A 20,617-nucleotide genomic window follows, 5' to 3' on the forward strand; every position below is an offset into this window, starting at 1 on the left:
CAGTTCAAGCTGCCAACGATGTGAGAGTCCCGGGTAAGAGTACGGGATTGCTCGGAGATTGAGCAGTGCCAGTCATTCTAATAGTTGATCAGCACAGTGTTTATCGTAGTGGTCTCCGAGATGTTCTGGAGACCAGGTTTAAGAAGTCCCGCGTCTTAGACACGGCACAGCTCGAGAATTTTGAACTGGAGACAGGCATCGATTTGATCCTGATCGATCTAGGTTGTCTTAATCAACGTTCGCTCGCGGTTCTCTCGGAAGTCGTCGACTTGAGGCCCGCTACTCGTATTGCAGTGATGTCGGCTTCGAGCAGCCGCACGGACGTGCTGAAATGTCTTTCGGCTGGCTTTCATGGATTCTTGCCCAAGCTTCAGTCGGATGAGGAATTGCTGTCGGCGATAGGCGATTTGCTGTCTGGACGCATCTATGTTCCGCGGTGGTTAGCCGATGATGATGTAGGCCGACCAGAGCCCCCTCAGACGGTCAACTTCAATTTGGAGGCTCTGCGATTGACACGCCGGCAGAACGAAATTCTTCCGCTGCTGGCCCAAGGAATGTCGAACAAAGAGATTGCGCGCGAGCTAAGCATCGCGGAAGGAACCAGCAAGATCCATACAGCGGCGCTCCTGCGCGCGCTTTGTGCCCGGAATCGGACGGAAGCGGCCTTTATAGCCGCGAAGTTGGTCGGGCCCAGGGACAGGTTGGCTAGCAGAATGAGAAGCAAGAGGTTCTCGATCGACCGGGGTAACGGCTCAGGCCCAGGTTCGGAGTTGATCGTTGGCGATCGATGGGCGCAGCCCACGGATAGGCCTCTCTTTCGAAGACCAGCCGGGTAATCGCTGCATTTTCCAGCTTGCGCGCGCTTGGCAACAACGTCTTGCTCGGCGCTGGCTGCTAGAGATGCAACCCCGGGGCCGTATCCCCGGTGAATGGTGGTGGAGCTCGGCAGGGCAAAGCCCCCCTTACGCACCTGAGATCTTGTCCTAGCGGGTCGGCAGCTTTGTGGAGACTGGAGAGTCGCCGGTAGGATTGGGTTGCGACACGCCAACGCAACCGAGGAACCACCGATGTTCGACGGTATCATGAAGCTCCGCACGCTCGTGGACGAACAAGGTGAAAGCCTTATCGTCCGATCAAGGGCGACTGGCCATATCTGTGGATCGACGCCACCCAAGTGAAGGGCTAGCCAGCAGGGGATGCATCGTCCGGGTCGCGGCGATCGTCGCGGTCGGCGTCAACACCGACGGCCGGCGCGAGGTTCTCGGCAACGGATATTCAGTCTCCTCGAGGTCGACGCAGCCTTCGCGGCGTCGTCTCCGACCCCCAACGAGGACAAGGTTCTCAACGCCAGCTGGCAGCGTTGCCGCGTCAACCTCATGAGCAACGCTCTGGCGCACGCGACTGGTTGCCATGGGAATGTGGAAACCTCCTGGGGGCTCGTAGCTTCGGATGAAATCGTGCAGCAAGGGCAATTGCGCTCCTCAACCGCAACTCTTCCGAAAAATCGAACCGACAGAAGGCGCTGTGTAATTGGGCACAGGTGATAAACGCGTGAGCACCTTTACCGCAGGCTTGCACGAGCTTTTTGCTCTTTTGAGCGCGGCATAGGCAGCGAATAGTTTTTTCGCCCGACGGACTAGGCCAACCGGCTTATACGGAACCCGTAGAATCCTAACGCTTTAGCCTGAATATCCTTCGGATTAGGTCCGCCTACACTTCAACGTATTGGGTTACGTATTGAGGTGAATTCAAATGCTTACAGAATCCGCTTTACTCCAGGGTAAACTTTCTTCGCAAGTTCATAGATCGACCAACGTTCCCGATTTTCGACGCCCGTCTACGTCCTTCGTGCCTCGCTGCAGGGCTCTCTTTTGGGAAGGAGAGGAAGAAGCTCAGAAGATCGAGATCGTTGAGGGGGTCGTACGGGCAGTCCGCCTTCTTGAGAACGGAAATCGCCAGATACTTGCTTTCTACTGGCCCGGCGATGTCGTTATGCCGACCCATTCAACCCATCAGCAGTTTACCGCAGAAGCCGTGACAGATTGTCGCGTTATCCGATCGAGGACTTCTGGAGTGTGCCGGAGCGATGAACCCTGTGGGGCCCACCAGGTGCTGGCAGATACTCTCACCTTGGTGATGACCATGAGCCAAAAGAACTGCGTGGCGCGCATCGCCTGGCTCTTGTTGCGCATTCGGCCACACTTGCCTGCGGACCCCAAACGTCCTGGCGCGCTCCGACTTCAGTTACCCCGGGCTGATATCGCCGATCACGTTGGGACGTCGCTCGAAACGGTTTGTCGTACCCTGGCCGAGTTCAAGGCGAAGAAGGTCATCGATCTTCCCAATCGCAAGACGATCAAGTTCACCGATCTTGAGGGGCTCGCGAGGATTTCCAACGGGCGAGCCGTTGAATAAACCGTCTCGTGTTGTGAGTGTCTCGCCGCGACTGTTCTCTGTGGTTCGCGGCGGGCTTCCTCGGATGCCGAACGTGATCAGATTGGGGCTATTACAAATACAGCCCGCCGCGCGCGAGGCTTGATCGATTAACTGGCTTTCGCATCGCTTGAACCGCGAACTTTCGTTCTCGGCGTTCCGGCCGAAGTCGAAGTGGCCCGTCGACGGAACACCGGCGCGACCGGTCTGCCAATCAGATGGGCTTCCGGCCCGTCCTCCAACGCCTTCTGATATACGGCGAGTGCGCCGTCGATGGCCTCGATGGTTCGGTCGATATCGTCGTTGGTGTGCGAATAGCTTGTGACCAGTGAGGGCGCAAGCAAGCCGCGGCGGATTGTCTCCTGGAGAAACAATGTGCGGAAGGTCTGTGATGGCACTCCGTCACGATCACAACAAGCATAGACCATATTGGACGTCCGGCCGGCGAGCTTGAAATAGCGGGTCAGTCCGCGGCGCTGCGTGGAGTTTTCGATGCCGGCCTTCAGGCGACTTCCTTGGCGGTGGAGCGTCTCGATGACCGGTTCGTCCCGATAGGTGTTCATGACGGCCAGCGCCGCAGCCAAAGCGTGAGTCTCGGCACCATGTGTCGTCGAAAGCAGGAAGACGCGATCGCGATCATGATTGAGGCCGCCCAGCTCCATGATTTCGCGTCTGCCGAGCAGCGCAGAAATTGCGATGCCGTTGCCCATCGCCTTGCCGAAGGTCGATAGGTCTGCCTCAATTCCATGGTGACTTTGGGCAGAGCACCCCGGCCATCGAAAGCCTGTGATCATCTCGTCGATGATCAAGAGAGCACCGTTTCGATGGCACAGTTTGCGCAGTGTGGCGAGATATCCCGGCGTCGGCGGCACCTCCTTTTCGGCTTCGAGGATCAGGGCGGCCACCCGACCTGGGTATCGGGCAAACAGCGCCTCCGCCGAGGACAGGTCATTGTACCGGAATCCCTGTGTCAGCTCCGCCATAGCCCGGGGAACGCCGGCGTTCATGGGTGTCGTGCAGATCGCCCAGTCGTCGTAGGAGAAGAAGGGCTGATCGGAGCAAAGCGCTATCATGTCCCGGCCCGTATAGGCTCGGGCAAGCCGGATGGCGGCCGTCGTGGCCGTCGATCCGTCCTTGGTGAATTTCGCCATTTCGGCGGCAGGGACGAGCTCGATCAGGCGCTCCGCACATTCGACCTCAAGTGCCGAAGGCCGCGTAAAGTTTGTGCCTTGTGACATCTGCCCGACTGCGGCCTTCACGACAGCTGGAAAGCCATGGCCCAGCGACACCGCGCGCAGTCCCATTCCGTATTCGATGAACTCGTTGCCGTCGACGTCCCATACATGGCAGCCCAAGCCTCTCGCGATGAAGCCTGGCGCGAGGAGCGGGTACTGATCGTCGCCCTTCGCATAAGTATGTGCTCCGCCCGGGATCGCAGCGCGCGCTCGAAATCGCAGCGCTCCAGACGTCGCGAAGTTGTCCAGATTTGTTCCCGAGAAAAAACTCGACCTGATGTTCATTGCCAAAGCCCTCTCAACGCGTGATTTTCGAAGAACCGCAGTTGCGCGCCGCCCGGCTGCATTTGATGACACAAGGATGTCACGTATTTGAGAGTTCTCAACTTGGCCGCAGCCGCGACCAGGATTCCAGGCGATCTTTTCCAATTGCCGCAGTTCGGCTCAGGCGGAGCGCAAAGGTAGTCGGCCTTTCGACGATCTCCGTTTTGGGGCGGACGCCGCTGGCCTGGCGGGGTACAGCACCCCGCTACCCACAGCATCGCTTGAACGCCGCCGTTGCATAGCCCACCGTTATTGAGCTTTGTCAGATTGGCGAATTCAGCTCTGGCTAGGCTGTCGTGAGGTCACGTCACGGATTGGGCGGGCAATGTCTGACTTCGATCAACTCAGAACCGCAACCTACGCAACCCAGTTCAGGGCCGCGAAAGCGGCGAGCCGAATTCTCGACTGGCCTGTCCTCGGTGTCGCATTTGCGCTGGTCAGCGTCGTTGCGTGGGATCTAGCTCTGCTGTGGCTTGCCGTCAAACTCTGTCGGATCGTGTTCCTCTAGTCGCCTGAACCCAGCTATTTCATCTGCCGCATGATATTTTCCGAAACAATCCTCGCCGGCGCCTACACGGTGGAGATAGATAGGCATCAGGACAACCGGGGATACTTCGCTCGGGTATTCTGCGCCGACACATTTCTTGCGCACGGTCTCAAGCCTGTCGTCGCACAGGCAAGTATCAGCTACAACGCAAAACGCGGTACGCTGCGCGGCCTGCATTTTCAGTATCCCCCGGCGACGGAGAACAAGTACGTCCGATGCACCAAGGGGGCGGTGGCCGACGTGATCGTCGACCTGAGGCCGGAATCGGCGACCTACTTGCGACATGTCATCGTTAACCTCTCGGCGGACAATGGCCGCGGGCTCTACATACCGGAGCGCTTCGCGCATGGTTTCATCACGCTCACTGACGATACGGAGCTGATTTATCTAATCAGCAACTATTACACGCCAGGCGCGGAAGGCGGGTTGCCGCATGACGATCCTTCGCTTGGAATATCCTGGCCGGCAGAGGTGCGGGTGCTCTCGGATCGTGACAGGGCATGGAAGCCTCACAGCAATATCGGGGACGAATTGAAGGCCCGCATGAATATCGCTGTCCCCAAGAGGTCGTAGGTGAGGGCCCCACGTTCGCAAAAAGCAAACGTGACTTGACGACCGTCAATAGCTCTGCCCCGACCAACGCTAGCGTGTCGGTGACATCACAGATCGCCCCCGGCAGGAGCCATAAAATGCTGAAAGAAGCGGCATCCACCCTTAACGTCAAAGCACCAACTGCGCATGCAATGGAGTTGAGCTGTTGTCGTTTCTGCAGCGCGCCTCTTGAACGCGTGTTCATCGATCTCGGAATGTCTCCGTTGGCAAACTCCTATCTTCGGAACGAGAAAGCCAAGCAAGACGAGCGTTTTTTTCCGTTGCGGGCTTACGTTTGCGGAGAGTGCTTCCTTGTCCAGCTCGAGGAATGGGAGGCGCCGGAGAATATCTTTGGAGACTATGCCTACTTTTCATCCTACAGCGATTCATGGCTGCAGCATGCTAAGTCCTACGTCACCCGAGTCATCGAAAGGTTCGCACTCGGGGCAAACAGCAAGGTCGTCGAGATCGCGAGCAACGACGGCTATTTGCTGCAGTACTTTGTCGAAGCCGATGTGCCGGTCCTAGGCATCGAGCCGGCTCAGAACGTCGCTGCCGTTGCGCGCGCGAAGGGCATTCCCACTCGTGTGGAGTTCTTCGGCGAACGTGCTGCCCGTACCTTGCGACGCGAGGGGCTGCGCGCTGATCTGTTGATCGGAAACAATGTCCTGGCTCACGTGCCAAATTTGAATGACTTCGTCAAAGGCATGAGCCTTCTTCTCGCCGACGCGGGGGTCATCACGATGGAGTTCCCCCATCTGATGCGTCTGTTTGACGAGTGCCAGATTGACACGATCTATCACGAGCATTTTTCATACTTCTCGTTTATCGCTGTCGAGAAGATCTTTGCGGCCCACGGCCTGACATTGTTTGATGTCGAAGAGTTGCCGACCCATGGTGGCTCGTTGCGAATCTATGCTCAGCACGCCAACAAGGGATGGCATCCGATCTCCCATCGGGTGCTGGATCTCAGGCGCCGCGAAATCGATGCCGGATATGCCAACCTTGATCACTACGACGCGTTCGAAGAGCGCGCTATGGAAACCAGGCAAAAGCTTCTTTCCTTTCTTGAGGATGCAAAGCGACAGGGCAAGCGTGTTGTCGGGTACGGCGCCCCAGCCAAGGGCAACACACTCTTGAACTACTGCGGCATTACCTCGGACCTCATTGAGTATACGGTCGACCGAAACCCGCACAAGCAGGGGTCGTTATTGCCGGGATCTCACATTCCAATTCTTGAGCCCGAACGCATCAACGTGACAAAGCCGGACTACATCCTCATTCTACCCTGGAACCTGAAGCGGGAGATCGTCAGCCAGTTGTCATTCGCCCGCAGCTGGGGAGCTCAGTTCGTGGTGCCGATTCCCGAGCCCAGGATTGTGGATTGAGCCAACCGGATACCGGAGGGTCGTGGAGCATGGATGACATTGCAAGGCATGCAGACCTCGCGGACCTCAGGGAGACTGACGCGGCCGTTGACCTGTCGGCGGACAAGACGGGACGGGCTCTCCACGAGTTTATTGCGGATATGTATCCCATCTCCCGCAGCATAACGGGGGATGGGACCCGAAGAACGATCGATCTCATCCGAAACTATGTCCCGCTTACCACGTGCGAAGTACCGTCCGGTCTGCAGGTATTTGATTGGACCGTTCCACCGGAGTGGAACGTGCGTGATGCATATGTCAAGAACAGCGCCGGCGAGCGCGTGATCGATTTCAGGAAGTCGAACCTGCACCTCCTTGGCTACAGCATACCGGTGAGCGCTCACATGACGCTCGACGAGCTTAAGCCTCACCTCTACTCGGATCCGGAAAAGCCGGACTGGATTCCCTATCGGACAAGCTATTACGAGAAGACGTGGGGCTTCTGTCTGCCGCACAATGAACTATTGGCAATGCAGGAGGACGTCTACGAGGTTTGTATCGATTCCAGCCTCGCACCGGGTCATCTGACTTACGGCGATCTGAGACTGCTTGGACGTACCTCGGACGAGGTGCTGATCTCCTGCCATATCTGTCATCCGTCGCTCTGCAATGACAACCTGTCCGGGATCGCGGTCGCAACCGCGCTGGCGCAGCACCTGCGGAAGATGGAGCTCAGGTATACCTATCGCTTCGTCTTCATCCCCGGCACTATTGGAGCGATCACCTGGTTGGCGCTCAACGAGGCTCATGTCGGTCGGGTGAAGCATGGATTTGTGTTGACCTGCGCCGGCGATTCGGGGGCGATGACCTACAAGAGGAGCCGCCGCGGCAACACAGAGATCGATCGAGCCTGGTCCTATGTGCTTGAGCAGAGCGGCGAACCGTACGAAATTCAGGAGTTCTCACCTTACGGCTATGACGAGCGGCAATATTGCTCGCCTGGCTTCAACCTACCGATCGGGACCGTGATGCGAACGCCCTTCGGTAGATTCGCGGAGTATCACAGCTCGGCCGATAATCTGGACTTTGTTCGCCCTGCTGCGCTGTACGACACTCTAAAGAAGGCGATTGCAGCTATCGACGTCATCGAGAACGACGCCTGCTTTCGGAACGAGAAGCCGTTCTGCGAGCCAAAATTGGGCAATTATGGCCTTTACGGTGGATTGGGCGGGCTCGCGGCCGGAGACTTCCAGATGGGGCTGCTATGGGTCCTGAACATGTCGGACGGGGATCATTCACTGCTCGACATCGCCGAACGATCCAAATTGCCCTGGGCGGTGATAAAGGAAGCGGCCGCCGCGCTGAGCCGAGCCGGTCTCATCAAGCAAAGCGAGCCGGGCCCGACAAACTAGTTTCGTTAGGGCGGGTGGTGTTTGCCGGCCGATAGAGGTTGAGACAGCTGAAGGGCGACGAGTTGACGGTGTCCGCTGGAAACGGCTCGCCAGCACGTCGAATTTGAGCATTCCCGGACCAGCGAGAGGTCATGATCCAAAGGGTAGCGCTCATTGTCGGGTGGGTGGTACTCGTGTTCATCACGTTCGCAACGCTGACACCAATTCAAGGTCGTCCGAGGTTGGCTGGCCTTCAACTGGAACACTTCGCTGCCTTCGCTGTAATGGGCTTTGCGTTTGCGTTCGGCATAACACGTCGTACATGGGCTGTTCTTGCCATGGTGATCCTCAGCGCGCTTGCCCTCGAAGGCATGCAGTTGCTAACGCCCGATCGGCATGGTCGGATTCTCGACGCCGTAGTGAAGGTCATTGGAGGAGTATGCGGGGTCGGCGCCGGCCGTTTAGCTCCGAGCTGGCGGCATCTGATCGATATCCTGACCTCGCCATCCGCGAAACGTCATCAGTAACAGCGCGTGGTATTCGCGGCGAATGCCCTTGCACAGTTGCTCGCGCGCTACCGCTCCCGCAAGCTTTCCTGCTTATACCGCATGATCGGGGATAAGAGATAGCTAATGACACTGCGTGATCCAGACTTGATCTCGATGGTGGCGGCCATACCGGGAGAAAGGCTGACACGCTTGTTCTCGATGTTCATGTAGCTGCGGTCGAGCGACACCCGCGCCGCGTAGACAAGCTCCTGTCCATTGGGTTCGCTGCTTGTTGTCCCGGCGCCGAGAGACCTGGTGCTGCCGTTCTCCGGTGGCTTGTTCCGGGGAATAGCATCCTGGGAGATGTTGATCACCTTGCCATGTAGCAGTCCGTACCGGGTGAAATTGAAGGTATCGATCTTGATGGCGGCGTCCTGGCCTGCCTCGACGAAGCCGATATCCTGATTCGAGATCATGGCCTCGACTTCGAGATTGCTATCGATTGGAACGATCATCATGATTGGTTGCGCCGGCGTGACGACACCCCCGACGGTATGAACCGCGAGTTGCTGTACGACGCCATCGATTGGCGCGGTCAGGTTTTGCAGGCCGGTGTGCCGTTCGGCTTTGATGACGTCCTGGCTTAGACCGGCAGCCTTCTGTTCCGCCTTGGCGAGTTCCTCGAGCAAGGTTCGTTCGTATTCGGCGATGGCCTTGTTGCGGTTCTCCACCAGGACCGCGATGGCGGCATCTGCTTCGCCAAAGCGGCTTTGCTGAACGAGTATCTCCTGTCGCTGACCGAGTAGCTCTTGGTAGTCGGCCAAGTATTGCAGCTTGGAACCGAGTTCTTTCTGGTACAGCTGCTCGCGTATCTCGACGCGCTGCTGGAGCGGGCCAATTGTGGCTTTCAGCTTATCCATCGACGCTTTCGAAGTGGCTCGCTCTGCCTCCTTTTGTGAGATTTGGCGGTCAATTGCAGCGAGTTTGGCAGCCTGCTCGGTGGCTTGGCTGACGAGAAAGCGACGATGCATCTCGATCAGAGTAGGTGTGGCGGCTGGGGGCGGGTTAAACGCCGAAGCGAGATTAGGCTTATTTGACAGTAACGCCTTCAAGCGGGCGGCGTCGAGCTGCGCACTCATCAGATCGCTCTTGAGGTGGTTCAGCTCTGCAGCCGAAACGGTCGCATCCAGATCAATCAGGCGTTCACCGGCTCTGACGGTTTGGCCGTCGTGAACGTAGATCGCGCGAACAACGGCGGTCTCGAAGGGCTGGATGGTCTTGGTTCGGTCGCTCGGGATGATCTTGCCAGGAGCGATAGCAACAATGTCGATGGTTCCAAGGCAGGCCCAGAGCAGGGCGACAACGAAACCCGCCGTGATGCTGACCACGATGGTACGTCCAACCGGCGAAGGAGGGGTCTCGATGATTTCGAGCGCTGCGGGGAGGAAAGCGAGTGCTTCGCTCGGATGAATCCCGCGGGAAGGCGTTAGCCCGACAACGGCGCGCCCGAGCTTGCGGGCGTGATCCGCGAAAACAATGACCGCATTCCCGCTGTTCGCATTCCGGGCCGGCTCCGTCGGCGCGGCCGGCCGCTGCTCAGACGTTGCAGGTGCGCGATCGGTGCGAGACGAGAACATACCAGCCAGTCGTGCCCCGACAATCAGGGAGCGCTCCTTTGAACGCCGAATGAATTCCAGGCAGGATCGTGAAAAGCGCAGAAGCCGAGCGATGATGGCGCGTCGTTGGGCGATCACGACGAGCCGTCCGTCCCAATTGGACTCAAGCTCGTATCTGGAAATGATAGATGGCCTTTCGGCGCCAGCGGTCATCACCACGGCCTCGTGGCCATGTACTTTTCCGAGTAGGAGAAAGCTCCCGTTGCGAATCGGGAGGATGCCAGGCAGGGCTGATGCCGATAGTCCGTCCCAATCGGTCAGAACACAGCTTGCGGAGAGATTGAGCTCCCTCGCATAAGCGAGCATTTCCGGGACACCAATAAGCGTGTAACCGGACAACTGGCGAATGTGATCCAGGCTGCTGTCGACACCACGCAATCGGAGCAGGAGGTCGAGCACAAACAGCCCCGGATCGTCGAACGTCTCTGCGGGTGTCTGTCTCATGCGGCCTCGTCGATGCCGGCGTGAGCTCGACCGTCTCGCCTGTTCGTGTCGACGCAAGCGAAGGACAGTCTATGTAAGGTCATGGAAGCTCGACTGTAGGCGGAAGAGCTTTGAATAACGTCCTCCGCGCTTGACCAGCTCTTGATGAGAACCATCCTCGACCAGGCGGCCATCTTCAATCGTGATGATCCGGTCGGCCATTCGTAAGGCCGATAGCCGATGCGCAATGATCAGAACGGTACGGCCCTGCACGATTTTGGCCATGTTCTGTTGAACGATGTGCTCACTCTCGTAGTCGAGTGCGCTGGTCGCCTCGTCAAAGATCAGGATCCGTGGATCGGTTACCAGCGCGCGTGCAATCGCAATGCGCTGACGCTGTCCGCCGGACAGGCTGCTCCCGCGTTCGCCGACTATGCTGTCGTATCCGTTCGGTAGCTGTAGAATGAAATTGTGTGCACCGGCCATCGTGGCCGCTTCAACCACACGCTCCGTCGATGTCGCGGGATCCGCGAAGGCGATATTGTCCCTGATCGAACAGTTGAAGAGGACACTGTCCTGGAGAACTACACCGATCTGTCTGCGCAGCCAGGCGGGGTCTACCTGAGTCACGTCGATCCCGTCGACCAGAACCCGGCCTCGCTCGGGGATATACAGCCGCTGCACCAGTTTGGCCAAAGTGCTCTTCCCCGATCCCGAGGAGCCCACTATTCCAATGACCTGCCTTGCCGGAACGTGCAGCTGCACATCTCGAAGGATCTCGGGCCCATCGATGCGGTAGCGAAAGGTCACCTGTTCGAACGCAATATCACCTCGGATCGTAGCCAGCGCCATTTTGCCAGGCCTGTAAACAGGCTCCGGCTCTGTATTCAGGATGTCGCCGAGGCGCGCGATCGAGAGTCTGGCTTGGTGAAAATCTTGCCAAGTCTGGGCTAGTCGGAGGACTGGAGCGCTGATGCGACCGGAGATCAGATTGAAGGCAACCAGCTCGCCAACGGTAAGATCGCCAGCGATGACGAACCGAGCGCCGAAATAGAGGATGGCGACGCCGACCAGTTTGTTGACAAGCTGGACCGATTGGCTGGACACGTTCGCCAGGCTGATGACGCGAAAGCTCGCTGCGACGTATCCGGCGAGCTGTTGCTCCCAGCGGCGTTGCATCTGAGGCTCCACAGCCATCGCCTTGAGCGTTTCCATCGCGGTTACGCTCTCCACAAGAAAGGCCTGGTTCTCCGCACCCCGCTGAAATTTTTCGTCGAGCCGCCGCTGAAACAGAGGCGTCGCTCCGGCAGAAATCGCGACATAGACCGGAAGCGAGGCGAGAACGATCCAGGTTAGCGTTGGCGAGTAGAAGGCCAGCACTGCAATGAAGACAACCGAAAACGACAGGTCGATGACCAAGGTCAGAGCGGAACTCGTCAGGAAATTGCGGATATTTTCGAGTTCCCTGACCCTCGCGACAGAGTCACCCACCCGCCGCGCCTGGAAGTAGCCGATCGGCAACGCCAACAGGTGGCGGAACAGCCGAGCGCCGAGTTCGACATCGATTCGGTTGGTGGTGTGAGAGAAAAGGTATGTACGTAGAACTCCAAGGATCGTTTCGAACATCGCGGTCGCTACGAGGCCAATGGCAAGTACGTCCAGCGTGCTCATGCTGCGATGTACTAGAACCTTGTCGATAACCACCTGGAAGAAGAGCGGCGATACCAGGGCAAACAGCTGAAGGCAGAACGATGCTGCAAGGACTTCGAGGAGCAATCGCCGGTATTTTCTGATTGCGCCGAGAAACCACGTGATGTCGAAACGCCGCGCCAGATCGGAAAGAGAGGCTCGACGCGTCATCAGAATGACCGCGCCGTCCCAGACGGCCTCGAGTTCCATCCGCGACATCATGACCGGTTGCGGGCGGCCCGGCTCGAGCGCGATGACCCGCTCCTCGGTGGCCTTTCCGAAGATAAGAAATCTATCCTCCCGAAGGATGGCGAGCGCCGGCATCGGCAGACCGGAAAGCCTAGACCAATTGGTCCTGACGACACGTGCCTTCAGCCCAAGCTCCTTGGCACAGCGGAGAACCTCGGCGACCCTGATGATGGTCCCAAACTGATAACGGATGCGCTCAGGATCTATGGCGAGGCCGTTAAATCGGAGCATCATGACCAACGCGATCAACCCTTGATCGGGGATTACGCCAATTGGCTCAAGGTGCTCGGGCATCCTCTCTCCGCATTGCATCGAGCAGTTGCGATCCGGCAGTCACCATGCAGTTCGCGCCGATCATGAAGATATGTCGTTTTGACGCCCGAGCGCGTCCTTAGAAGCAGCTCGTATCCTCAGAATTGGGCGGCATTCCGACTCGAAGAGGGCCAGCACCCCATCCTAGGCCGCGCACCGATGGCGAGTTGACGGCCGTCAATATCGGCGCATGGCGGCCGCCTATCATCCTACTGATGGTTGTAGTTGCGACGAGATCAGCCTTGCACCGCCCGACCGAACATCATTCTGCAGGCGTTAGTGTCCGCCCCGCAGTGTGGCCTGTTTCGGTCTCCAGATAAGGACCGCGGCGATGACGGAGCCTTCGTTCGATTTCAGCGAAGAGGTTGCTGTTTCGGTGGCCCGATCGAGGCTGAGCCCGGAGCAAGATGTCCCGTCTTCTAGACGAGAACGGCTTGATGGATCGGATCGGCACGTTCTGAAAGTGTTGTTTGCGAACAAGTTCTTCTTTCGTAACGGCGGCTCCGAAGTCGTGATGTTCGACGAGATGGAGTTGATGCGCAGGCGGAATGTTGACGTCGTCGAATTCTCCATGAATGACGATCGAAATATTCCATCACGCTTCCAATCGTACTTTGTTTCGCGGAAATCGTATCGCGCATCATCAAGACGCGAAAAGCTGAGATCGGCATTATCCTTTATTCATTCATCCGAAGCTGTCTCGCAAATTACGCGCCTCATCCGAGATGAGAAGCCGGACATACTGCACTGTCATAATATCTATCACCAGCTCACTCCCTCGATCGTCACCGCAGCAGCGGAAATGGGGGTTCCCGTCGTCCTCACGCTTCACGACTACAAACCGGTATGTCCCGTCTATACGCAGCTTAGCAACGGACAGGTGTGTACGAGATGCGGGGACGGCGCCTTTGAGACGATTCTCGCTCGCCGCTGCGCCGACGGCTCTCTTGGGCGCAGCGCCTTGCTTTGGGCGGAGGCGCGCTATCACGCGCTGCTGGGAAGCTATCACCGCGTCGGAAAATTCATTGCGCCGAGCAAGTTCATGTATGAGGCCATTGTCCGTCGGTTCGGTGCCGATAAGGTGGTTCATATTCCGAACGGGATAGACGCATCGCGTATCGATACGTCTGTCGGAGATGACGGATACGCACTGTATTTCGGGCGCCTGTCGCCTGAAAAAGGCGTTGAGGATCTCCTTAAAGCTCATGCGACAGCCCAAGGAGCCTGGCGGCTGGTGATCGCTGGCACTGGACCGCTTTTCGATGAGCTTCGGCGGAAATACCCCGCGGCGGAGTTCAGAGGGCATCTCATGGGCATCGACCTCGAGCGCACAATCAGGGAGGCGGGTGTGATTGTCGTGCCCTCGGTGTGGCACGAAAACAGTCCTCTCTCGATCCTTGAGGCGATGGCGCATGGCAAGCCGATCGTCGCTTCCCGCATTGGCGGAATTCCCGAGTTGGTCAGAGACGGGACGACAGGTCTGTTGTTTGACCCTGGCGACGTTGTTCAACTCTCCGAAAAAGTCAGAACTCTTCTCGTCGATCGCAGTCGTCGCGAGGTGTTCGGTCGCAACGCACGCAAGACCGTCGAGAACGAGTACTCGCTTGAGGAACACGGTGCGACGTTACTCTCGTTATACGAGGATCTGATTGCATCAGTCGGCTTACACAGGAAAGTTGGATCATAAAATGGACCTTACCGTCATTTCCACGTTCCGCTGCAACTCCAAATGTCAGATGTGTTACATATGGCAGAATCCGACCGAGCCAAAGGAAGAGGTGTCGCTGGCTACGTTGTCGAAGCTTCCATCCGGCTTCGACAATCTGAATGTGTCGGGTGGAGAGCCGACGCTTCGCAAAGACCTCGGAGAGATGATCGATCTTCTCTATCCGAAGGCAAGAGTGACGGAAATATCGTCGAACGGGCTGCATCCGGAGCGCCTCGTTCCGATCATCAAGAAACACCCCAACATCAAGGTACGCTTTTCGCTCGAGGGCGATCAGGAGACCAGCGACAGAATTCGCGGCGAGAAGGACGGTTACAACACCAAGATCGCGGGACTTCGTATGCTGCGCGAAGCCGGCGGCACCGACCTTGGCTTCGCGATGGTCATCCAGGACGAAAACGTCGATCAGCTCGTCAATGTCTACGAGTTCGCACGCAAGGAGGGATTCGAGCTGGCAACTTCCACGCTTCACAATGCGTGGCAGTTCTACAAGAACGACAATTACTTCTATGATCGGAAGGCAGTCGCGCGGAAAGTTGAGGGGCTTATTTCGGCGTTGCTGCGTAGTCCGAAGCCAAAGAACTGGTTTCGGGCCTACCTGAACCTTGGCCTGATCGAGAAGATTCTCGGTCATGATCGGTTGATCCCGTGCAGTGCGGGTAGGGATTTTGCCTTCATCGACCCGTGGTCGGACGTATGGGCCTGCAACGTCCGCTCGGATCTCCCCATGGGAAATCTTGCGCGGGAATCATGGAACGAGATCATGAATAGCGAGGCCGCCCAGCAGACACGGAAGAAGGTCGCGAGCTGTGGGCAGAACTGCTGGATGGTGACGACCGCGCGGACCGCGATGCGGTCCAACTTGGTCCCTCAGCTTCCGAAAGGCGAGCCGTTGTTATGGGTCATCAAGAACAAGCTCAAGGTCTCGATCGGCAAGAGCATATGCTTTGACAGCTATATTGATTATTCCGACGTGCGTCCATCGCCGCACGTCGAGCGAACGTCGTTCTTGAACAAGAATGTCAAGGCCCGGCTGGTCAAGGGCCGCATAACCCCGGACGAGCATTACCCGTTGCGAACATTTATGAACAATTAGATTGGGAGGAAGTCCAGATGAGAAGGCGTGAGATCTACATGTTCGGCTTCCGTGGCTTCCCTCAAATTCAGGGTGGTATCGAGACGCATGCAGAAAATCTCGCACCAAGGTTGGTCGAGCTAGGCAGGGGGGTTACCGTCTGCATGCGGTCTCCTTACGTCACCTCGAATGTCCCCAAAGTCTGGAGGGGGGTGCGGGTACTGCGACTGTGGACTCTAAGTAACAAATATCTGGAGACTCTGCTGCATTCCGTAGTCTGCGCAATTGTCGCAATGGTGCGGCGGCCGGCGTTGGTGCACATTCACGGTATAGGTCCTGCAATTGTAACGCCGTTGCTTCGTGCTGTCGGCCTGCGGGTCGTCGTCACGCATCATGGTGAGGACTATAATAGGGAAAAATGGGGCTGGGCGGCGCGTATGGTCCTGAGGACCGGCGAAGCTGTCGGAATGCGCTATGCTAGCAAGCGCATTGCGGTCAGTCGCAGCATAGGCGACCTCGTCACTTCCAAATATGGCAAACCCTGCGAGGTGGTGCCGAATGGCGTGGTGTTCTCGGACTTGCCGCAGCAAAGCGAACAGGTGGTCGGGTTGGGATTGGAGCCAGGACGATACGTATTGACGGTCGGCCGGCTTGTTCCTGAGAAGCGGCAGCTCGATCTTTTGCGCGCATTCCTGGCTACGGCAATGCCGGGATGGAAGCTCGCCATAGTTGGAAAGATCGACCACCAGAATGAGTACGCGGATCAGCTGGTTAGAGAAGCGGCCGGCCACCAGAACGTTGTCATGGCCGGGTTTCAGACCGGCGATGGGCTGCGACAACTCTACGCCCACGCGGCACTGTTTGTTTTGCCGTCGTCGCATGAGGGGCTGCCGATCGTGCTGCTTGAAGCGCTCAGCTATGGATTGCCGGTGCTGGTAAGCGATATCGCACCTAATCTGGAGGTGGTGGGTGATCCCGAACACATTTTCCATGTCGGTGATTGTGAGGAGTTGGGTGCGAAGCTGTTGGTGCTGACGAAGACGCGTCTGAGCGCGTCTGAGCGCGAAATAGTACGTCGCGAAAGCGCCTCGCGGTACGATTGGTCCGATATCGCATCGAGAACGTCGGATATCTATGATGACCTGCTCGGCCGGACGCGGCAGCAAGGCAATCTGTCGCGCGCAGGCTGGCGCGCCAGCGCAAGGTCGCAACAATCGGCATACGGCAGACCAGCCAACCATTGAGGCATTGCCAGCGCTTTCGACGACATAGTCTGGCAGCATGTTGGCGTCCCATGCGTTGATCGGGTTGAAGCGATGCCGCGCCCGGGCTGGCGGCGCCGAGGATTGTGGCTGTTACTCAGAGCCTGATTTCAGGTCGGGCGTCCCGGTTCTCAGTGCTGAGATCTCAGCTTTTGTGGTCGTCCCGCTAAGGTTGGCGATAGCGCCGGCCATGGTCGATGGGCGTGGCGTCCAAAGTCTGCAGCCAGCGATCGAAATCCTGGCGAGTCACGGGCGCTTTTGTGACTGGATCCTATCGGTGGGCTAAACTATCCGCCAGCACTAGCTCGAGTCCCCTCCCATTGCCTAGATATGAACATAGATTGGGGCTTCCGAAAGCGGCTGAACCCTGAAAGGCTTCGGGTTGGGGATTCGCAAGCTCGACTTGCGCCAGGCGTTGCTGGATTATGTGAGAATGAGCAGGGTGGATGAGCTAACGACCGGTGAGATTGACGAGCGGATTGTTTCGATCATCGAACTGGCCGGTGAAAATTTAGTGCGCTTGTCCGATCCGTCATTCGAGTTCGTGCCGGAGCGGATGACAGGAGCGATATCGGCCATTCATCAGCGCCTGAAAGCGGAGCTTGCTGCGCTTCTTAAGCTGCGGACCGTATACGGCGATCTGATTGTTTGTCGCATTGTTGCCGGCAGCTATCCCTGGAACCATGACCGATTGTCGCCGTACCAACATTTGAGACTCGCGTGGCTACAGCTCACGCAGCTGAGCAGCATGTTTGATCATTCCATGACTGAGCTCGATCGCCTTCACAACGAAACGCTAGAGTTGCTTTCTGTCGATGTCGAAAGAGCAGTTGCTGATGGCTCTCCTCGAACGAGGGCGGGCGAGCGGAACACGCGGGTAGATCGCTGGTTCGAAGTTGTGCCGCAGCACGAAGCGACAACGTTCAAGACCATGAGGATAGCAAGCGAGTTGTCGATCGCTGACGCACTCATTGCGGAGTACTGTGACGCTGCGCGACGCGAGCTATTGGAAGAGATCGACGCGACTGTACAAATCGTTAGTTCCAGCATCGCTAGTTTTTTGTCGGATCATGGGGGCGAGCTGATAGACCTTATTGGTCGTTACAACGACATGGTCGAGAACCTCGAACTCCGGTATCGCCGAATCTGAGACGAAGATTTTGAACTGTCAGCGACACGAAATATCCATTCATCCTGCAGATTTTGATTCCTGGGTGCCGACTCGCAGCTGACTGGCTGTTACCTTGCCTGCAACGGAAGCGAGCTCGTAGCTCACTCTTTGCCCTTCAATCAACGTCGAAATGCCGGCTTCCTCGACGGCGGACATATGAACGAATACATCCTTGCCTCCGCCGTCGGGCCTTATGAAGCCGTAACCCTTGAACTTATTGAACCAGACTACGAATCCGTTAGCCAAAGTTCCTCCGGCATCCGCATGATCTAGTCCGACGTAAAGATTGAAAGCGTAGAAAGTTCACATCGGGCGTAGAATGACTTCTTTTTGCTCAAACCCCGGTTGTTACCCCTTGGTCCGGTGAGGGTCGAGTTTCGTTCATCCAGACTGACCGGCGCTGCAATATGCCGCGCATAAATCGGAACTCGCCGTCCAAAGCTCACGTCCTCACAATAGACTCGTCAATTCTTGCTGCGCAAATAAGCAATATGCCGCGTTTATTTGCAGATGCGCTTGCTGCTTTGCATGTGTTGTAGGCGCAAGCGCCTCTCGAAATGCCTCCGTCGATCGACCTGGAATAGAATATGCGGCATCTTGCTATTAGTTGCAAAGACGCAGTGACAAAGTGATCGCGATCTGAAAGCCCAGTTAAACTCAAAAAGAGCTACGGCAGTATGAAATGTCGCGCAACGCACCCCTTTCGCGACAACCGGCTAGGGTCTGGGGCGAAAGCGATCCGCGACGGAGAGGGATGAGTAGAGCAGGCGCCTGCCTTGGTCTCGTCGGGAGGCGCAAGTTTGACAGGTATGTCTGATATTCTCCGACCGTCCGCGTGAGATGACGTCAGTCGAGTGCCGGAGATTGAAGCCGATTCACCTCGTCAGATCGACAAGCCGGAGTGGGAGCTTTAGCCTGCTAACGATCTTTCTCACAGCTTGTGGTGTTCTTCCAAGGCGTCGTGAGACGGCGTGCAAGCTCTTTCCCTCTAAAATGAGGAACCGTACCTGCTCGATTTCGTGATGACTCCATGGCGGAGCAACCTTTCGCTTGGTGGTCTGCGGGGCCAACACTATGGCGCTCCTTTTCAGGCGGTTACGAAGAGGCAACGGTCTCGAGGGTCAGGGAAGCGGGGTGAGCTGGTAAGTCGTGACAATCGGGCTTGCTTGCCCCGCATCATAGTTCTGGCTGGCTATAGCCTGGATGGCCTCGCGATGCCGATGAAAGGTCGCGCGAATGTCCATTTCATCGGCGCCATCGACCGCTGCGCGATCAATAAGAGCGTCCCAATCAACTCTGCAGATCACTCGTTTGGGACCGTCAAACATCGCGAACAGGATGCCTGAATGTTGGTCAACAACGGTCATCTCTCCGGAAGGGTCATGCTGAAGGGGCATCGCAGCGGATCTCCGTTGTGCAATTCTTCGTTGCCGTTTGCTCCGGGGGCTCAGGAGTTGCTTTCGCACTACGCCCTATGCCGGCGAAGACTGCCTTGCACGAGATGGAAGCTAGGCAAATACAGCAATGTTGAATCTGATCACGGTCAAGTTGTGGGACCGGCCCCGGGCATCAAATCGCCTCATGCCAAAGGAGTTCGCTATCGACTCTCCGCAATAGCTGTCTCTGGTCCGCTTGTCCGAATCACCGTCGTACTCGATTGCGCCGGAAAGGATCCTGGATGGTTGAAGCTCGCTCTGCTTGCGCTCTGCGCAGATTTTATGCTGTCGACGATTGATTGGGCGATTAATGACTTCGCTTCGGGGTAGCAACCATGACTGACCAACCGACCGTCCTCGTCACAGGAGGCGCGGGCTATATTGGCTCGCATGCCTGCCGCGCCCTGGCCGCCGCCGGCTATCAGCCCGTCGTTTATGACAATCTCTCGACAGGTCATCGCAGCTTCGTTGCCGGCCCCCTGGTGACCGGCGACCTTCTTGACGGCGTAGCGCTGGCGCGCGCCTTCGCCGATCACAAGGTCAAGGCGGTGATGCATTTCGCGGCGGCGAGCCTAGTCGGCGAATCCATGACCGACCCGCAGAAGTACTACATCAACAATTTGCAGGGCACGCTGTCGCTGCTCCAGGCGATGCGCAACGCCGATTGCCATCGCATCGTGTTCTCCTCGACCGGCGCCGTCTACGGCAACGCCGATTCCAGGGAGCTGCCGGAAGACTTCCCCTGCGCGCCGATCAATCCCTATGGCGCGTCGAAATGGATGATCGAGCGAATGCTCGCCGACTATCGCGCCGCCTATGGCTTCGGCGCGTTCTGCCTGCGCTATTTCAACGCCAGCGGCGCTGATCCGGCCGGCGGCATCGGCGAACTGCGCGACAACGAGACCCATCTCATTCCGCGGGCCCTGATGGCGCTGCAGGGCCATGTCGACTTCGCGGTGTTCGGCGACGACTACGACACGCCCGACGGCACCGCGATCCGCGACTACATCCATGTCACCGACCTCGCCGCCGCGCATGTCGCGGCGCTGAAGCTGCTGGAACAGGGACATGCCGGCGGCAGCTTCAATCTCGGCACCGGCTCCGGCTTTTCGGTGCGCGAGATCCTGGGCGCCATCAGGCAGGAGACCGGGCGCGAGGTGCCGCACACCGTCAAGCCGCGCCGCGCCGGCGATCCCACCTATCTGGTCGCCGACCCCTCCGC

General features: G+C 57.6%; 17 protein-coding genes and 2 pseudogenes. 14 read left to right on the top strand and 5 right to left on the bottom strand.

What is annotated here, in order from left to right:
• The first annotated feature begins 65 nt into the window (after nucleotides 1-65).
• The 4 genes and pseudogenes from E4K65_RS05020 (at nucleotide 66) to E4K65_RS48515 (ending at nucleotide 2,415) form a co-directional block, all read left to right on the top strand.
• The gene (locus tag E4K65_RS05020; RefSeq protein ID WP_135173156.1) at nucleotides 66-836 is read left to right on the top strand and encodes a LuxR C-terminal-related transcriptional regulator; all 771 of its coding nucleotides are present in this window, start codon (nucleotides 66-68) and stop codon (nucleotides 834-836) included.
• A 290-nt stretch (nucleotides 837-1,126) separates the two neighbouring features.
• Nucleotides 1,127-1,263 (top strand): annotated as a pseudogene (locus E4K65_RS05025) (transposase); the annotation flags it as partial.
• Between the two features lie 489 nt (nucleotides 1,264-1,752).
• Nucleotides 1,753-2,046 (top strand): annotated as a pseudogene (locus E4K65_RS49735) (hypothetical protein); the annotation flags it as partial.
• A 96-nt stretch (nucleotides 2,047-2,142) separates the two neighbouring features.
• Entirely contained in the window at nucleotides 2,143-2,415 is a 273-nt protein-coding gene (locus tag E4K65_RS48515) for a helix-turn-helix domain-containing protein (protein ID WP_235885472.1), read from the top strand.
• Between the two features lie 128 nt (nucleotides 2,416-2,543).
• Here E4K65_RS48515 and E4K65_RS05035 read toward each other — a convergent pair whose 3' ends face one another.
• Nucleotides 2,544-3,953, bottom strand: coding sequence for a glutamate-1-semialdehyde 2,1-aminomutase (locus E4K65_RS05035; protein ID WP_135173234.1), 1,410 nt, complete (start codon nucleotides 3,951-3,953; stop codon nucleotides 2,544-2,546).
• Between the two features lie 364 nt (nucleotides 3,954-4,317).
• Between E4K65_RS05035 and E4K65_RS05040 the strand changes: the two genes are divergently transcribed.
• From E4K65_RS05040 to E4K65_RS05060, 5 genes are all read left to right on the top strand, one after another.
• Nucleotides 4,318-4,500 (top strand): hypothetical protein, encoded by a 183-nt coding sequence (locus tag E4K65_RS05040; RefSeq protein WP_135173158.1) that lies wholly within the window; start codon nucleotides 4,318-4,320, stop codon nucleotides 4,498-4,500.
• A gap of 30 nt (nucleotides 4,501-4,530) precedes the next feature.
• Nucleotides 4,531-5,112: a dTDP-4-dehydrorhamnose 3,5-epimerase family protein gene (locus tag E4K65_RS05045; protein ID WP_135173159.1), complete on the top strand. Its 582-nt coding sequence runs from the start codon at nucleotides 4,531-4,533 to the stop codon at nucleotides 5,110-5,112.
• A gap of 170 nt (nucleotides 5,113-5,282) precedes the next feature.
• Complete coding sequence (locus E4K65_RS05050; RefSeq protein ID WP_025576302.1) at nucleotides 5,283-6,518, top strand: class I SAM-dependent methyltransferase; 1,236 nt, start codon at nucleotides 5,283-5,285, stop codon at nucleotides 6,516-6,518.
• Nucleotides 6,519-6,547: 29 nt separating this feature from the next.
• Entirely contained in the window at nucleotides 6,548-7,909 is a 1,362-nt protein-coding gene (locus tag E4K65_RS05055; protein ID WP_135173160.1) for a DUF4910 domain-containing protein, read from the top strand.
• 173 nt (nucleotides 7,910-8,082) lie between these two features.
• Nucleotides 8,083-8,415, top strand: coding sequence for a VanZ family protein (locus E4K65_RS05060; protein ID WP_235885473.1), 333 nt, complete (start codon nucleotides 8,083-8,085; stop codon nucleotides 8,413-8,415).
• A 47-nt stretch (nucleotides 8,416-8,462) separates the two neighbouring features.
• Here the strand turns inward: E4K65_RS05060 and E4K65_RS05065 are convergent, their stop codons facing one another.
• Together E4K65_RS05065 and E4K65_RS05070 are read right to left on the bottom strand one after the other, a co-directional pair.
• Nucleotides 8,463-10,496: an HlyD family type I secretion periplasmic adaptor subunit gene (locus tag E4K65_RS05065; protein WP_135173162.1), complete on the bottom strand. Its 2,034-nt coding sequence runs from the start codon at nucleotides 10,494-10,496 to the stop codon at nucleotides 8,463-8,465.
• 69 nt (nucleotides 10,497-10,565) lie between these two features.
• On the bottom strand, nucleotides 10,566-12,707 hold the full coding sequence (locus tag E4K65_RS05070) for a type I secretion system permease/ATPase (protein ID WP_135173163.1): 2,142 nt from the start codon (nucleotides 12,705-12,707) through the stop codon (nucleotides 10,566-10,568).
• Nucleotides 12,708-13,056: 349 nt separating this feature from the next.
• On the opposite strand from E4K65_RS05070, the gene E4K65_RS05075 reads away from it, so the two are divergent.
• From E4K65_RS05075 to E4K65_RS05090, 4 genes are all read left to right on the top strand, one after another.
• On the top strand, nucleotides 13,057-14,412 hold the full coding sequence (locus tag E4K65_RS05075; RefSeq protein WP_235885474.1) for a glycosyltransferase family 4 protein: 1,356 nt from the start codon (nucleotides 13,057-13,059) through the stop codon (nucleotides 14,410-14,412).
• Between the two features lies 1 nt (nucleotide 14,413).
• On the top strand, nucleotides 14,414-15,547 hold the full coding sequence (locus tag E4K65_RS05080) for a radical SAM protein (RefSeq protein WP_135173164.1): 1,134 nt from the start codon (nucleotides 14,414-14,416) through the stop codon (nucleotides 15,545-15,547).
• 17 nt (nucleotides 15,548-15,564) lie between these two features.
• Nucleotides 15,565-16,770, top strand: coding sequence for a glycosyltransferase family 4 protein (locus E4K65_RS05085; protein ID WP_135173165.1), 1,206 nt, complete (start codon nucleotides 15,565-15,567; stop codon nucleotides 16,768-16,770).
• Between the two features lie 400 nt (nucleotides 16,771-17,170).
• Nucleotides 17,171-17,938, top strand: a complete 768-nt coding sequence (locus E4K65_RS05090) for a hypothetical protein (protein ID WP_135173166.1) — start codon at nucleotides 17,171-17,173, stop codon at nucleotides 17,936-17,938.
• 39 nt (nucleotides 17,939-17,977) lie between these two features.
• On the opposite strand, the gene E4K65_RS05095 is transcribed toward E4K65_RS05090, so the two are convergent.
• Both E4K65_RS05095 and E4K65_RS05100 read right to left on the bottom strand, forming a co-directional pair.
• Nucleotides 17,978-18,205 carry a cold-shock protein gene (locus E4K65_RS05095; RefSeq protein WP_025576101.1) on the bottom strand — a complete coding sequence of 76 codons (228 nt, stop codon included), beginning with the start codon at nucleotides 18,203-18,205 and terminating at the stop codon, nucleotides 17,978-17,980.
• Nucleotides 18,206-19,080: 875 nt separating this feature from the next.
• Nucleotides 19,081-19,326 carry a DUF1488 family protein gene (locus E4K65_RS05100; protein ID WP_167770526.1) on the bottom strand — a complete coding sequence of 82 codons (246 nt, stop codon included), beginning with the start codon at nucleotides 19,324-19,326 and terminating at the stop codon, nucleotides 19,081-19,083.
• Between the two features lie 404 nt (nucleotides 19,327-19,730).
• On the opposite strand from E4K65_RS05100, the gene galE reads away from it, so the two are divergent.
• Nucleotides 19,731-20,617 (top strand): UDP-glucose 4-epimerase GalE (gene galE / locus E4K65_RS05105; protein ID WP_135173167.1); only part of this gene is annotated, 887 nt, incomplete at its 3' end.

Origin of the sequence: Bradyrhizobium niftali (genome assembly GCF_004571025.1) — a bacterium.
Classification (GTDB): domain Bacteria; phylum Pseudomonadota; class Alphaproteobacteria; order Rhizobiales; family Xanthobacteraceae; genus Bradyrhizobium; species Bradyrhizobium niftali.

Coding starts and splice junctions, on each gene's coding strand:
- E4K65_RS48515 (WP_235885472.1), top strand. CDS start 2,143: ATGAGCCAAAAGAACTGCGTGGCGCGCATCGCCTGGCTCTTGTTGCGC.
- E4K65_RS05035 (WP_135173234.1), bottom strand. CDS start 3,953: ATGAACATCAGGTCGAGTTTTTTCTCGGGAACAAATCTGGACAACTTC.
- E4K65_RS05040 (WP_135173158.1), top strand. CDS start 4,318: ATGTCTGACTTCGATCAACTCAGAACCGCAACCTACGCAACCCAGTTC.
- E4K65_RS05045 (WP_135173159.1), top strand. CDS start 4,531: ATGATATTTTCCGAAACAATCCTCGCCGGCGCCTACACGGTGGAGATA.
- E4K65_RS05050 (WP_025576302.1), top strand. CDS start 5,283: ATGGAGTTGAGCTGTTGTCGTTTCTGCAGCGCGCCTCTTGAACGCGTG.
- E4K65_RS05055 (WP_135173160.1), top strand. CDS start 6,548: ATGGATGACATTGCAAGGCATGCAGACCTCGCGGACCTCAGGGAGACT.
- E4K65_RS05065 (WP_135173162.1), bottom strand. CDS start 10,496: ATGAGACAGACACCCGCAGAGACGTTCGACGATCCGGGGCTGTTTGTG.
- E4K65_RS05070 (WP_135173163.1), bottom strand. CDS start 12,707: ATGCCCGAGCACCTTGAGCCAATTGGCGTAATCCCCGATCAAGGGTTG.
- E4K65_RS05075 (WP_235885474.1), top strand. CDS start 13,057: ATGACGGAGCCTTCGTTCGATTTCAGCGAAGAGGTTGCTGTTTCGGTG.
- E4K65_RS05080 (WP_135173164.1), top strand. CDS start 14,414: ATGGACCTTACCGTCATTTCCACGTTCCGCTGCAACTCCAAATGTCAG.
- E4K65_RS05085 (WP_135173165.1), top strand. CDS start 15,565: ATGAGAAGGCGTGAGATCTACATGTTCGGCTTCCGTGGCTTCCCTCAA.
- E4K65_RS05100 (WP_167770526.1), bottom strand. CDS start 19,326: ATGACCGTTGTTGACCAACATTCAGGCATCCTGTTCGCGATGTTTGAC.